Source organism: Aeromonas sp. CU5, from assembly GCF_002586745.1.
GTDB lineage: Bacteria > Pseudomonadota > Gammaproteobacteria > Enterobacterales > Aeromonadaceae > Aeromonas > Aeromonas sobria.
The window spans coordinates 3770078-3783657 of record NZ_CP023817.1; the positions used below are offsets into that span (position 1 = coordinate 3770078).

The following is a 13580-nucleotide window of genomic DNA, read 5'->3' on the forward strand; positions in this document are numbered from 1 at the left end:
GTCACGACTAAAAAGCCGCCGCGATCTCGGCAAAGTGAGGGAATTGTCGGTAGAATGTCCGCCAACGCTTAAGGAGGACATCATGATCGACCCGAAGAAACTGGAAGAGATCGCCAAGCAGGTACACAACTCCCTGCCGCCCGGCATTCGTAGCATGGGTGAAGAGGCCGAGAAGAAGATGCGTCAGGTACTGCAAGCCCAGCTGGGCAAGCTGGATCTGGTCAGCCGCGAAGAGTTCGACGTGCAGACCAAGGTGCTGCTGCGTACCCGGGAAAAACTGGCCGCCCTCGAAACCAAGCTGGCTCAGCTCGAACAGCAGTTCGGCGCCAAAGGCGAATAACAAAAACCCCAGCTCGGCTGGGGTTTTTGTTATGTGATGGTCAGCCGAATGGCTCAATCAAGCATGTAGCAGATGCCAGGCCCGTTTTCCCCGAGCCTTGGCTTCATACATGGCCCTGTCCGCCACATCCAGCACCTCTCTTAACGACAATTCGGCCTCCCATAGAGCAATGCCTATGCTCATCCCGACCCGGAGCGGGCAATCGGGTTGCGGCACATAACGCTGTATCTCGCTGATCAGGACATCGGCCAACTGGGCCGAGGTGTGACTCGATACCTCATGATGCAGATGGACCACAAATTCGTCGCCACCGTAGCGACCACAAAGTGCCGACGCCGGCATGATGCGCCGCAACCACTGCGCGATCTGCTGCAGCACCCGGTCGCCACAGGCGTGACCCAGCTGGTCATTGATCCCTTTAAAATCATCCAGATCGATAAACAGCAAAGCCCTTGGCCCCTGCGGCTTTAACTGCTTGAAGGCCTTGCCAAATCCCTGCCGGTTGAGCAACCCGGTCAGGGCATCGCTGTTGGCGCGCTCTGCCAGCTGTAGCTCATACGCCTTGCGCTGGGTGATATCGATGTGGGAACCCATGATCCGCAGCGGCTTTCCGTCACCATCCCAATCGACGACTCGCCCCCGATCCCACAGCCAGGTAATCTCGCCCTCCGGGCTGACGGTGCGATATTCGGCTTCATAGCAGGGAGTCAGCCCCTGCAGGTGGTTATGGTAGTGGGTCAGGGTGTGGCTACGATCATCAGGATGGAGCTTGGCGCTCCACAGATCGAAATGAGGGGCCATATCTCCGGCCTGGAAGTTCTGCAGATTGAATACCCGCAGCTCACCGGTGGGAATGGAGCCCTGCCAGAGGCAGATACCGGTGCCATCGAGGGCGGCATTGAGCTTCTCTTGCAGCAGGTCATTTTCATGCTTCAGGGCAGCTATTTCAGCCTGCAAACGGGCACGTTCACCACCATGAAGAGACGGGTTTGGCATCGCGGCCCATTCAGCACGACGGGCCTCACCCGCGACATCCTCTGCCGATACCCGGCCCTCTTCATTCAACGCTACCCCTCCTTGTGCTATCACTTCGGATATCCTTATCCAGCCTGCTGATCATCACCGACCAAGATGCCACCAGCCACGCCCAATTAGTAGCCATTCATCTCAAAAATGACGAAAAATCATGGGATAACACTGCGATCATCGCGCCACGCCCGCTCACGATAACAACCCCGAAAAAACAACAGCCCCCGGTCACACCGGGGGCTGCATCAGCCAACCCTGCTGTTGGTCAGATAAATTCGTAGGCATCACCGAAGATGCGCTCCGGCTCGGCACCGAGGATCTTGAACTCCTCCCGCGCCGCACCCGCCATCTCGAAACGACCGGCCACATAGATGTCGTAGTCGTGCAGACTGACGAAGTCATCCATGATCGCCTTGTGCACCAGCCCGCTCTTACCAGTCCAGTCAGCCTCCGGCTCCTGCACCACCGGGATGAAGGTGAGCGGTGCGTAGTCACGCTCCCACTGCTGCATCTGTTCCAGCTCGTAGAGCCAGTGAGCCTGACGCACACCCCAGTAGAAGAACACCGGGCGCTTGCTGCCTTTGTCGATCAGATATTCCAGAATGGAGCGGGCGTAAGAGAAGCCAGTGCCACCCGCCATCAGGATCAGCGGACGGGGGGACTCATCACGCAGGAACGCCTTGCCAGCCGGCAATTCGACCTCGATCTCGCCCTGCTCGCGCATCCGGGCCAACACCTGACCGGCGTAGGCATTTTCGGGAGTGGCACCAATTTGCAGCTCCAGCACACCCGGGCGGGTCGGCGAGTTGGCGATGGAGAAGGGGCGCTTGTCCGAATCGCTCATCACCACCAGCAGATACTGGCCCGGCTTGAAGCTGATCTCTTGCTGCGGCGTCAGTGCCACATGCCAGATGGTGTCGACATATTCGCGCAGTTCCTCTACGCGGCATTTGATACGTTGCATTCTTGTCCTTGTGGCGGGCTCGCTCGGCCCGCTTCGCTCATTGTTTCACTATGGAATGACGACCAGCAGCCCTGGTCCCGTCAGTCGAGAATACTCAAATCAGTGCGGATCGCATCACTTTTTGCAGCAAATGCCGCAAAGTGGCCATCTTTGGCTCAGCTGAGGATATTTAGCTCATCCCAAATGGTATCGATCTTCTGCTTCACAGCTTCGTCCTGCACTATGGGCTGACCCCACTCACGACTGGTCTCACCCGGCCACTTGTTGGTGGCATCCAGCCCCATTTTGGAGCCGAGCCCGGAGACCGGTGAGGCGAAATCCAGGTAGTCGATCGGGGTGTTTTCGATCAGGGTGGTGTCCCGTGCCGGGTCCATTCGGGTGGTGATGGCCCAAATCACATCGTTCCAGTCGCGGGCATTGATGTCGTCATCGCAGACAATCACGAACTTGGTGTACATGAACTGGCGCAGGAAGGACCAGACCCCCAGCATCACTCGCTTGGCATGGCCCGGGTAGCGCTTCTTGATGGTGACCACCGCCATCCGGTAGGAGCACCCTTCCGGTGGCAGATAGAAGTCCACAATCTCGGGGAACTGCTTCTGCAGCAGCGGCACGAACACCTCGTTCAGCGCCAGCCCCAGCACTGCGGGCTCATCGGGCGGACGGCCGGTGTAGGTACTGTGATAGATGGCATCCCGCCGCTTGGTCATATGGGTAATGGTAAAGACCGGGAACTCGTCCACCTCGTTGTAGTAACCGGTATGATCGCCATAAGGCCCTTCCGGCGCCATTTCACCCGGTTCCAGATAGCCTTCCAGCACGATCTCTGCGCTGGCGGGCACCTCCAGATCACAACTTATCGCTTTCACCACTTCGGTACGGCTACCGCGCAGCAGACCGGCAAAAGCATACTCGGAGAGGGTATCCGGCACCGGCGTCACTGCGCCGAGAATGGTCGCCGGATCGGCACCGAGCGCCACCACCACCGGGAATCGCTCACCCGGATGGGCCTCTTGCCATTCGCGAAAATCGATGGCGCCGCCGCGGTGATCGAGCCAACGCATGATCAGCTTGTTCTTGCCGATCTTCTGCTGGCGGTAGATACCGAGGTTCTGTCGCTTCTTGTAGGGACCACGGGTAATGGTAAGGCCCCAGGTAACCAGCGGCGCCACATCGCCAGGCCAGCAATGCTGGATCGGGATCTGGTCGAGATCGACCGCATCCCCCTCCTGCACCACCTGCTGGCAGGGGGCAGAAGAGAGCCGCTTGGTCGGCATGTTGAGTACCTGCTTGAAGATCGGCAGCTTCTCCATCAGCTCCTTGAGACCACGGGGCGGTTCAGGCTCCTTGAGATAAGAGAGCCAAACCCCGACCTGACGCAGGGCACCCACATTCGGCTGGCCCATGCCCATGGCAACCCGATCCGGGGTACCGAACAGGTTGGTCAGCACCGGCATGGTGTAGCCTTTGGGATTTTCGAACAGCAGCGCCGGGCCACCCGCACGCAGGGTGCGATCGCTGATCTCGGTCATCTCCAGATAGGGGTCTATCTCGCGAGTGATGCGCTTGAGTTGTCCGTTTTGTTCCAGCTGCGCGATGAAATCACGCAAATCCTTGTATTTCATGCAAGTTCCCAACCGGGTTCAGGAGGTTGTGCATTATAACCCTGGCCGCACATCGGTTGTACCCGTATCGGGTAACAGGCTCGGGGCGATGGGAGGGGGGTCACGTTGCCCCAGACGCCTGACCAGTGCAGAGAGCAACAGCGGCTCGTCCACTTCCATCAATAAACCCGCCACCAGCGCACCGTATTGGCGGTTGGAGAGTTCCGCCAGCAGATAGCTTTGGGCCTGCTGCGGCAAGGGAGATAGCGCGCTCAACTGGCGCAGGGCGGGCTCTTTCAAATCCGGGTTAACACTGGCCGCAATCAACAGATCACTGGCTGCCGCGCCTTGATGGAAGTGACTGATGGTGGACAGTGCCATCAACGCATCCTGATCCGCCGGCTGGCGCCACAATCGGGCATAGAGTGCTGGCTCGCCGGTACGTTCCAGCAGATAGCGCAACAACTGGTTGTCGGGCAGATAGATATTCTGACCCGCCAGCTGGCTGGCCTCCCGACCCCAGATCGACGGCGGCACTTGGGCAAGGGCCAGCAACAGGGCTTGCTGCTGCATGGCAAGGTCGGGGTTACGGCTGTAGTAAATGGATTTGAGCGCAAAGCTCCCCTGGGCAAGCTGCTGGTGATAGCTCACCACCAGCCGCTGGAGTTGCCATTGACCAAGCAACTGGCGGGCGCGGGCGGAAAAATCGTAGGCGGGTTGCTGCACCAGAAAACCGTCTACCTGCTGCTCCAGTAGCCACTCGGGGGCCTTGTCGGCCTGAGCCTCGACCCACTGTTGCAACTCGGGGGACGCAGGGGCGGTAAGCGGAATATCCCGCAGCAGTTGCAACAGCAGAAACTCCCGCTGCTCGCGGCTCAAGGTTGCCAGCAGGGTGTCGATGGCAGCAAATTGCCCCTGTTGCAGACGGCTCGCCAGATAGCGCTGGTGCGTTTGCAGAGTCTCAACGGTCGCCGGCAATGAGGGCGATGCCACTTGGGCATGGAGCGGCATTGCGAACAGCAACCCAAGCCAGAACCAAAAAATGGGTTTCATGACGTCTCTATCCTTGTGACATCGGGATTTCATACTACTAGGGCGACCGGAAAACAGATAAACAAAAACCGCGACCAGGGCCGCGGTTTCGTCATTTTGTGACCGGACTTACTTCTGCTGGCGCCGCATGGCGTCAAAGAACTCGTCGTTGGTCTTGGTGCCTGCCAACTTGTCGATCAGGAACTCGATGCTATCGATCTCGCCCATGGGGTGAATGATCTTGCGCAGGATCCACATCTTCTGCAGCTCGTCAGGCGCTGTCAGCAGCTCTTCCTTACGGGTGCCAGAACGGGTGATGTCGATGGCCGGGTAGATGCGCTTCTCGGCAATCTTGCGCGAGAGGTGCAGTTCCATGTTACCGGTACCCTTGAACTCTTCGTAGATAACCTCGTCCATTTTGGATCCGGTATCCACCAGCGCGGTCGCGATGATGGTCAGGCTACCGCCCTCTTCCACATTACGCGCGGCGCCGAAGAAGCGCTTGGGACGGTGCAGGGCGTTGGCATCCACACCACCGGTCAGTACCTTGCCCGATGACGGGATGACGGTGTTGTAGGCGCGCGCCAGACGGGTGATGGAGTCCAGCAGGATCACCACGTCCTTCTTGTGCTCGACCAGACGCTTGGCCTTTTCGATCACCATATCGGCAACCTGAACGTGGCGGGAAGCAGGCTCGTCAAAGGTAGAAGCGATCACTTCACCCTTCACCATGCGCTGCATCTCGGTCACTTCTTCCGGACGCTCGTCGATCAGCAGGACGATCAGTTCACAGTCCGGGTGGTTGTAGGCGATGCTCTGGGCGATGTTCTGCAGCAGCATGGTCTTACCGGCCTTGGGCGGTGCCACGATCAGACCACGCTGGCCTTTACCGATGGGGGATGCCAAATCCAGTACACGGGCAGTGATGTCTTCGGTAGAACCGTTACCCCGTTCCATGCGCAGACGTTCGTTGGCATGCAGCGGCGTCAGGTTTTCAAACAGGATCTTGTTGCGGACGTTTTCCGGACGGTCATAGTTGACCTCGTTGACCTTGAGCAGTGCGAAATAACGTTCGCCCTCTTTCGGTGGTCGGATTTTGCCGGAAACGGTATCGCCAGTACGCAGGTTGAAGCGGCGAATTTGGCTCGGGGAGACGTAGATATCGTCCGGGCCAGCCAGATAGGAGCCATCTGCACTACGCAGGAAGCCAAAACCATCGGTCAGGATTTCCAGCACACCGTCGCCAAAGATATCCTCACCACCCTTGGCGTGCGCCTTGAGGATCGCGAAAATAATATCTTTCTTGTGCGCCCGAGCCAGATTTTCCAACCCCATGGATTCGCCAAGCTTGACCAGCTCGGACACAGGAGTGTTCTTTAATTCAGTCAGATTCATAGTGGTGAAAGTCTGTAAGCAAGGATTGAAATGGGAGGAGACAGTCTGCTGGATTGGTGCTGTTCAGATTTGACTTGCCAGCCGACTTTTGCAAAAGCGGGTCTGACAAAAAGGTTAGCAAACGAGCGATAAATTAGCACTAATCGGGATGAGCGTCTAGGTGATAAAACAGAAGGAGCGCATTATTGCAATGCGCTCCCCTTAGGTTATTACAGGTTGCCGTCCAGAAACTCTTTCAACTGAGTCTTGGACAGTGCACCGACCTTGGTCGCTGCCACTTCGCCATTCTTGAACAGCAAGAGGGTCGGGATACCACGAATGCCGTACTTGGGCGGAGTATCAGAGTTATGGTCGATGTTCAGTTTGGCCACGGTCACGCGACCTTCGTACTCTTGGGCAACTTCTTCCAGGATCGGGGCAATCATCTTGCACGGACCACACCATTCGGCCCAGAAGTCGACCAGGACGGCGCCATCGGCTTTGATTACATCTGCCTCGAAGCTGGCATCGCTCAGCTGAACAATCTTGTCACTCATCTCCAACTCCAGTCAGTAAATAAGGCTTTATTGATACGTCAACAAAGGCAATAGTTGCCCTATTTGAAATGATCCTGTTTATTAATGCAAGCCTAACCTGATAACCTACCGCCATGAGCAAAACACACTTAACGACCGAAAAATTCGCCCAAATGGGCCTCGAACCCGAAGTTCTGGCTGGTCTGGAATCAAAGGGATTTCACTATTGCACCCCCATCCAGGCACTGTCTCTGCCACTGCTGGTAGAAGGTCATGACCTCGCCGGTCAGGCTCAGACAGGAACCGGCAAGACCATCGCCTTCCTGGCCGCCACCTTCAACTATTTGCTGACTCACCCACTGACCACTCCCCGTCTGGTTAATCAACCCAGAGCCATCATCATGGCACCCACCCGGGAACTGGCAGTACAGATTTACAACGATGCCGACAGCATCGCTGCCTCTACCGGCCTGAAACTCGGCCTCGCCTACGGTGGCGAAGGTTACGACAAGCAGTTGGCCGTGCTGGAGCAGGGCGTTGACATCCTGATCGGCACCACTGGTCGCATCATCGACTACTTCAAGTCCAAGGTGATCGATCTGAGCAATATTCAGGTCGTGGTACTGGACGAAGCGGATCGCATGTTCGATCTGGGCTTCATCAAGGACATCCGCTTCCTGTTCCGCCGCATGCCTGCCCCGACCGAGCGTCTAAGCATGCTGTTCTCCGCGACCCTCTCCCTGCGCGTGCAGGAGCTGGCCTACGAGCACATGAACCACCCGGAACATGTGCAGGTAGAGCCGGAGCAGATGACAGGAGTACGCATTCAGGAAGAGCTGTTCTACCCCTCCAATGAAGACAAGATGCTGCTGTTGCTCTCTCTGATGGAAGAGGAGTGGCCAGAAAAAGCCATCGTGTTCGCCAACACCAAGCATATCTGTGAAGACGTGCAGGCGTGGCTGGAGAATGACGGCCACCGCGCAGGTCTGTTGACTGGCGACGTGCCGCAGAAGAAGCGGATGAAGATCCTGGAAGACTTCACCAAAGGGACGCTGGACATCCTGGTCGCTACCGACGTGGCTGCCCGTGGTCTGCACATCCCTGACGTGACCCACGTCTTCAACTATGACCTGCCCGACGACGCCGAAGACTATGTGCACCGTATCGGTCGTACCGGTCGTGCCGGCAAGAGCGGCCACTCCATCAGCCTGGCCTGTGAAGACTATGCCTTCAACCTGCCAGCCATCGAGGAGTACATCCACCACGCTATCCCGGTCAGCAAATATGATCGTGAAGCACTGCTGGATGATGTGACTGCGCCGAAACGTGTTGTTCGCAACCGCCAGCCGGTCAACCGCAACATGCGTGACCGTCAGGGTGGCAGCAACAACAGCAACAACCGTCGTCGTCCGCCGCGCAAGAGCTAAAGGACAGGCCCAGTTGCACAACTCGCCGCTCTATGCCGCCATCGACCTCGGCTCCAACAGCTTTCATATGCTGGTGGTGCGCGAGGTCGCCGGTGCCCTGCGCACCGTCACCAAGGTCAAGCGCAAGGTTCGCCTCGCTGCCGGGCTCGATCCGGAATTTCACCTCAGCCGTGCCGCCATGGAGCGGGGCTGGGACTGTCTGCGACTGTTCTCCGAGCAGTTGCAGGATATTCCGGCCGACAACATCCGGGTGGTAGGCACCGCAACCCTGCGCCTTGCCACCAACGTCGACGAGTTCCTCAGCGAAGCGGAACGGTTACTCAACCACAACATCGAGATTATCTCGGGTGAGGAAGAGGCCAAAACCATCTACGAAGGGGTCTCCTGGACCTCTGCCGGAGAGGGCAATCGGCTGGTGATCGACATTGGCGGAGCCAGTACCGAACTGGTGATTGGCGAGCATAGTGAAGCGAAACTGCTCAACAGCCTGCACATGGGCTGTGTCACCTGGCTCAACAACCACTTCGGTGATGGCGAGCTGAGTGCCACGCGTTTCGAGCAGGCTATTGCCGCCGCCAAAGCGGTGCTGGAGAAGGTGTCGGAAGATTACCGTACCCTCGGCTGGCGCACCTGCGTCGGCGCCTCTGGCACAGTGCAGGCGCTGCAAGAGATCATGCTGGCACAAGGAAAGAGCGAGCGGGTTACCCTGCCGAAATTGCAGGAGCTGATGGGTCAGGCCATCGCCTGTGGCAAGCTGGATCGGTTGCAGCTGGAAGGGCTGGCGGCCGAACGGCTGACTGTGTTCCCCTCCGGCCTCGCCATCCTGATCGCCATCTTTGAAACCCTGAATATCGAGAGCATGACCCTGGCGGGTGGTGCTCTGCGTGAAGGCTTGATTTACGGTCTGCTGGGCAACAATCACGACTGTGATGCCAGGGATCGCACCGCCGACAGCCTGATCAGCCGCTATCAGCTGGATAAAGAGCACGCCGAGCGGGTGCGCGATACCGCCGTCGAAGCATTCACCCAGCTGCAACCGGGCTGGCGTCTATCCAAACGTTATGGCCGCCCCATCCTTCGTTATGCCGCTTTGCTGCACGAACTGGGCCTCTGTATCGAGTACAAGAAGGCACCGCAACACGCTGCCTACATCATCGACAACATCGATATGCCGGGTTTTACCCCTGCACAAAAGAAGCTGTTGTCGGCCCTGCTGTTCAACCAGCGGGACGAATTCAAGCTGGAAACCCTGGAAAAACAGGGCGCAGTCACCGCTCGTCAGGCGATCCGGCTGGCCCGCATCCTGCGCATATCGCTGATCCTCTGCATGCGCCGCACCCAGGGCACGGTTCCCAGCTTCACCCTGCAGGCCGAAGAAGAGTCACTGACCCTGACCCTGCCCAAGGGCTGGATGGATGAACACTATTTGCGTGCCAGCGAGCTGCGCCTGGAAGTGGAACGCCAGCAAAAGATGGGCTGGCCAACCCGCCTGCAGGAAGCCTGAACCAGCAACTTGCCTGCTTTGGAGTCGATCATGCCGGATTATCAACCCATCAGCTGCGATCTCTACGACTGGCTCGAAATTGCCGCCAGCTGGCAACTGCCGGTGACTCTCACCAGTCGCGATGGTCGTCAGCGGGATGACAAGATCCGCACCATAGAGGCCTGTGAAGGGGTCGAATATCTGCTGCTACACAGTGGAGAACGGCTCAGTCTGGCAGAGCTGGCAACCCTGCGCCTGAACTGGCAAGGGGAAGAGAAGCTGATCCGCTTCGCTCCAACCAACTGAATCAATTAAAAAAGGAGGGCCAACATGACGTTGGCCCTCCTTTTTTGTATCCGCGACTCACACCGGCCGTTAACCTGCCGCCAATGCCGCCATCACGTAGACATCGAAGCGGTTACCCTTGGTCTCGATGGCCATGCTGGGTTTATGTTCATTGAGCCAGCCAGCATAGGCCGGGCGCTTTACCACCACCCGCTTGTTCGCCATCTTGAGCGCCGCCGGCAGCAGGGCATCCGCATCAAGATCCGGCCCCACCAGCGACTGGAACACCCGCATCTCTTTTTTCACCAGCGCCGACTTCTGCTTGTGGGGGAACATGGGATCGAGATAGATGACATCAGGCCGCTCGGTCAACGCCAGCAGGTTGTCCACCGCCGGGCCTTGCAGCAGTTGCATCCGCTCGCTGACCCAGGGGCCAATCTCGGGATCCTGCGCCGCCCGCATCAATCCATCCTGCAACAGGGCAGCCACCACAGGGCTACGCTCGATCAGGGTCACCTTGCAGCCGAGGGAGGCGAGCACGAAGGCATCACGCCCCAGTCCCGCGGTGGCATCCACCACGGTCGGAGTGGCTCCAGCCTTGAGCCCCACCGCCTTGGCGATAGACTGGCCACGGCCGCCGCCAAACTTGCGCCTGTGAGCCACAGCCCCTTCCACAAAATCCACATAGACGGCACCCAGCTTGGGTTCATCCAGCTTGCGCAGTTCCAGCCGCTCTTCAGTCAGTACCAGTGCAAACGGGGCCACAAACTCCACATCGGCAAGGCGTAGACGCAGGGCGTCGAGCTCGCCATCACGGGCGGGTACTTCACTGAAAACCTGAATATGGGGCATAGGAGGCAGACTCATGGCACGTACAGAAGCGGCCATGATAACAGAAGCAGTGGATCAGCTCACGACAGTGAGGTTCATCCCCTGACGGTTGAGGGCGAGGTAATCGGTCAGGTCGTCATAGGCCAGCGGGCGGCTGAGCAGGTAGCCCTGAGTGAAGGCACACCCCTTCTGACAAAGGAAGTTGAGCTGCTCACGGGTTTCCACCCCTTCGATCACCACCTCCATGCCGAGGTTGTGCACTATGTTGATGATGCCATCCAGCAGCAGTCGATCCTGCTCGTTGAAGGGGATATGGCGCACGAAAGAGCGGTCGATCTTGACCAGATCCACCGGGAAGGTACGCAAGTAGTTGAGCGCCGAGTAGCCGGTGCCGAAATCATCAATGGCCAGCAGGCATCCCGCAGCACGCAACGCATCGATCCGCACCCTGTGCTGATCGCTACTCTCCATCAGCAAGGATTCGGTAATTTCGATCACGATGTCGGCAGGATCAAGCCCGTAGTGCTCAATCACCTTGAGCCACTCGCTCGCCTCCGGATCTATGGTCTGGAACTCCAGGGTCGAGCGGTTGATCGACATCTGCATCTGCGGGAAACCGGATTGCTGCAAGCGTGCCAAATCCCGGCACGACTGCCACAACACCAGCGCCCCCAGCCCCTGAATCAGGCCCGCCTCTTCCGCCAGCGGAATGAACTCGGCGGGGGAGACCTGTCCCCATTGGGGGTGATACCAGCGCACCAGCGCTTCCAGCTTGGCGACCCGTCCACTGCGGTTATCCCAGATGGGCTGGTAAGCCATGGTCAACTGCTCCAGCTTGATCGCTTCGGCCAAATCCTGCTGCATCTGGTGGCGCTGGCGCACCTCTTCCCGCATGGTCGCGCAGTAGGCGCCGAGCAACCGTCCCTGCCGCTTGGCTGCAAAAAGCGCCTGCTCGGCGTTGCGTAGCAGCTCGTCGCTCTCGCTACCATCTACCGGACAAAGGGTCATGCCGATGGTCGCAGTGACATAGAGCTGCTGGTTGGCCAGCATAAAGGGACGGGCAAAGCTGCCGATCACCTGCTTGGCAAACACCTCCGCCTGACGGCGGGTGACGATACCGGGCACCAGAAAGGCGAACTCGTCACCGCCGATACGGGCCACCATATCTTCGGTACGCACCCGACTCACCAGTCGATCCGATACCTCCCGCAACAGGGCATCACCGGCCTGGTGATCCATGCTGTTGTTGACCGCCTTGAAGTTATTAAGATCGAGCACCATCAGGGAAAAGCGTTCGCCCCGCTCGCAAAAACGGGTCAAGCAGCGGCTAAACAACCAGCGGTTGGGCAGGCTGGTGAGAGTGTCATAGTTTGCCTGGGCGGCGATCTTCTGCTCAGCCTGCTTGGTTTGGGAAAGATCGCTGAAAATGGCGATATATTGCTGTATTTTTCCCGCTTCACGCAGGGTACTTATCATCAACTGCTGCGGATAGAGCTTGCCGTTCTTGCGCTTGTTCCACACCTCGCCGCGCCACACCCCCACCCGCTCCAGCGCATGGTACATGTCGGCATAGAAGGTCTGATCGTGTAGCCCGGATTTGAGGATACTGGGACGCTGGCCACGGGCCTCGTCACCACTGTAACCAGTGATCTGCTCGAATGCCGGGTTGACCGAAATGATGCGGCTATCGGCATCACACACCAGAATGGCCTCGGAGAGGTTGTCATAGACCCGGTGCGAAAGTTTAAGCTGTTCAGCATGACGCTTGAGAGGATCGATATTCTCCAGCAGCACCATCAGGTAGTCCGGCTGCTGTTGCTCGTCATTGATGAGGGTAACCGTGACCCGCCCCCACAGGATCTCCCCCCCCTTGCGCAGGTAGCGCTTCTCCAGCGTAAAACGACTGCACTCACCGCGGTGAATTTGCTGGTAGCACTCGAGACTGCGTTGCCAATCCTCGGGGTGATTGATGTCAGAGATGGATCGCTGCAGCAGCTCGTCGAGGGAATAACCCAACATCTTTTCAATGGCCGGATTGGCCCAGAGGATCCGGCCAGTGAGATCGAGCTTGCCGATCCCCACCGGAGCCTCAAAAAGCATGCTCTGCAAAACATGGGGGGCATCCGGCACAGGCTGCGGCAGCTGTCGCTGCAACAGCAACGCCAGCTCGCGACCCGCCAGTGGCCCCAGCAGCCTGAGCAAGCCCATCACCCGGCCCATATCAGTCTGGGGCTGGCGATAGAGCAAACTGCAGACACCTATGGTCTCGCCGTCAGCATTCTTGAGGGCAATCCCGACATACGCCCGGGCTTGCCACTGCCGGGCAAGTGGCATCTCGGGGAAGAGCTGTAGCAGACGATCACTGAACCAGGCTTCCCCCTCCTGCCAGGTAATGGCATCAGGAGAGTCAGTCAGTGGCAGCGTCAGGATATCGGGGTCAAGGGAGGAGGGATAGGCCGCCTGCACCGTTAAGCAGGTGTCATTGAGTGCCCCGCTGGAGATCAGGACGACATCAGCCATCACAGCAGCGGCGATTTCACTCACAAAAGTATCGAAATATCCCCGCCCGCTCGAATGAGCCAGACTGGAGATGATTTGATAGACGGAATCGAGAGCTCGCCTCATGGCAAGTGGCTTTCTCACCTTGACTGATTAGAACACGACTCTACTGAAGA

General features: G+C 58.3%; 12 protein-coding genes. 4 read left to right on the top strand and 8 right to left on the bottom strand.

Annotation, left to right across the window (positions count from 1 at the left end):
• The first annotated feature begins 82 nt into the window (after positions 1 to 82).
• Positions 83 to 340: an accessory factor UbiK family protein gene (locus CK911_RS16940; protein WP_042021104.1), complete on the top strand. Its 258-nt coding sequence runs from the start codon at positions 83 to 85 to the stop codon at positions 338 to 340.
• A 57-nt stretch (positions 341 to 397) separates the two neighbouring features.
• Here CK911_RS16940 and CK911_RS16945 read toward each other — a convergent pair whose 3' ends face one another.
• The 6 genes from CK911_RS16945 to trxA all read right to left on the bottom strand — a co-directional run bounded on the left by CK911_RS16945 (position 398) and on the right by trxA (position 6900).
• Positions 398 to 1429 carry a sensor domain-containing diguanylate cyclase gene (locus CK911_RS16945; RefSeq protein ID WP_253860340.1) on the bottom strand — a complete coding sequence of 344 codons (1032 nt, stop codon included), beginning with the start codon at positions 1427 to 1429 and terminating at the stop codon, positions 398 to 400.
• Positions 1430 to 1634: 205 nt separating this feature from the next.
• Positions 1635 to 2333, bottom strand: a complete 699-nt coding sequence (gene fre, locus CK911_RS16950) for an NAD(P)H-flavin reductase (protein WP_068979266.1) — start codon at positions 2331 to 2333, stop codon at positions 1635 to 1637.
• Positions 2334 to 2488: 155 nt separating this feature from the next.
• Positions 2489 to 3958, bottom strand: coding sequence for a 4-hydroxy-3-polyprenylbenzoate decarboxylase (ubiD, locus tag CK911_RS16955; protein ID WP_098971420.1), 1470 nt, complete (start codon positions 3956 to 3958; stop codon positions 2489 to 2491).
• A gap of 33 nt (positions 3959 to 3991) precedes the next feature.
• A complete protein-coding gene (locus tag CK911_RS16960; RefSeq protein ID WP_098971423.1) occupies positions 3992 to 4990 on the bottom strand; it encodes a hypothetical protein in 999 nt (332 codons plus the stop codon).
• 108 nt (positions 4991 to 5098) lie between these two features.
• A complete protein-coding gene (gene rho / locus CK911_RS16965) occupies positions 5099 to 6364 on the bottom strand; it encodes a transcription termination factor Rho (protein WP_042021112.1) in 1266 nt (421 codons plus the stop codon).
• 209 nt (positions 6365 to 6573) lie between these two features.
• On the bottom strand, positions 6574 to 6900 hold the full coding sequence (gene trxA, locus CK911_RS16970; protein WP_005339416.1) for a thioredoxin TrxA: 327 nt from the start codon (positions 6898 to 6900) through the stop codon (positions 6574 to 6576).
• Positions 6901 to 7013: 113 nt separating this feature from the next.
• On the opposite strand from trxA, the gene rhlB reads away from it, so the two are divergent.
• From rhlB to CK911_RS16985, 3 genes are read left to right on the top strand one after another with little or no spacing between them, the layout of a single operon-like run.
• Entirely contained in the window at positions 7014 to 8306 is a 1293-nt protein-coding gene (rhlB, locus tag CK911_RS16975; protein WP_042021114.1) for an ATP-dependent RNA helicase RhlB, read from the top strand.
• Positions 8307 to 8319: 13 nt separating this feature from the next.
• On the top strand, positions 8320 to 9810 hold the full coding sequence (gppA, locus tag CK911_RS16980; protein WP_098971425.1) for a guanosine-5'-triphosphate,3'-diphosphate diphosphatase: 1491 nt from the start codon (positions 8320 to 8322) through the stop codon (positions 9808 to 9810).
• A 30-nt stretch (positions 9811 to 9840) separates the two neighbouring features.
• Positions 9841 to 10095, top strand: a complete 255-nt coding sequence (locus CK911_RS16985; RefSeq protein WP_098971427.1) for a Rho-binding antiterminator — start codon at positions 9841 to 9843, stop codon at positions 10093 to 10095.
• A 69-nt stretch (positions 10096 to 10164) separates the two neighbouring features.
• Here the strand turns inward: CK911_RS16985 and CK911_RS16990 are convergent, their stop codons facing one another.
• Together CK911_RS16990 and CK911_RS16995 are read right to left on the bottom strand one after the other, a co-directional pair.
• Positions 10165 to 10917 (bottom strand): class I SAM-dependent methyltransferase, encoded by a 753-nt coding sequence (locus CK911_RS16990; protein ID WP_098972753.1) that lies wholly within the window; start codon positions 10915 to 10917, stop codon positions 10165 to 10167.
• A 63-nt stretch (positions 10918 to 10980) separates the two neighbouring features.
• Complete coding sequence (locus CK911_RS16995; RefSeq protein ID WP_098971430.1) at positions 10981 to 13530, bottom strand: bifunctional diguanylate cyclase/phosphodiesterase; 2550 nt, start codon at positions 13528 to 13530, stop codon at positions 10981 to 10983.
• Between the last annotated feature and the right edge of the window lie 50 nt (positions 13531 to 13580).

Coding starts and splice junctions, on each gene's coding strand:
- CK911_RS16995 (WP_098971430.1), bottom strand. CDS start 13,530: ATGAGGCGAGCTCTCGATTCCGTCTATCAAATCATCTCCAGTCTGGCT.
- CK911_RS16985 (WP_098971427.1), top strand. CDS start 9,841: ATGCCGGATTATCAACCCATCAGCTGCGATCTCTACGACTGGCTCGAA.
- rhlB (WP_042021114.1), top strand. CDS start 7,014: ATGAGCAAAACACACTTAACGACCGAAAAATTCGCCCAAATGGGCCTC.
- trxA (WP_005339416.1), bottom strand. CDS start 6,900: ATGAGTGACAAGATTGTTCAGCTGAGCGATGCCAGCTTCGAGGCAGAT.
- CK911_RS16960 (WP_098971423.1), bottom strand. CDS start 4,990: ATGAAACCCATTTTTTGGTTCTGGCTTGGGTTGCTGTTCGCAATGCCG.
- rho (WP_042021112.1), bottom strand. CDS start 6,364: ATGAATCTGACTGAATTAAAGAACACTCCTGTGTCCGAGCTGGTCAAG.
- ubiD (WP_098971420.1), bottom strand. CDS start 3,958: ATGAAATACAAGGATTTGCGTGATTTCATCGCGCAGCTGGAACAAAAC.
- fre (WP_068979266.1), bottom strand. CDS start 2,333: ATGCAACGTATCAAATGCCGCGTAGAGGAACTGCGCGAATATGTCGAC.
- CK911_RS16940 (WP_042021104.1), top strand. CDS start 83: ATGATCGACCCGAAGAAACTGGAAGAGATCGCCAAGCAGGTACACAAC.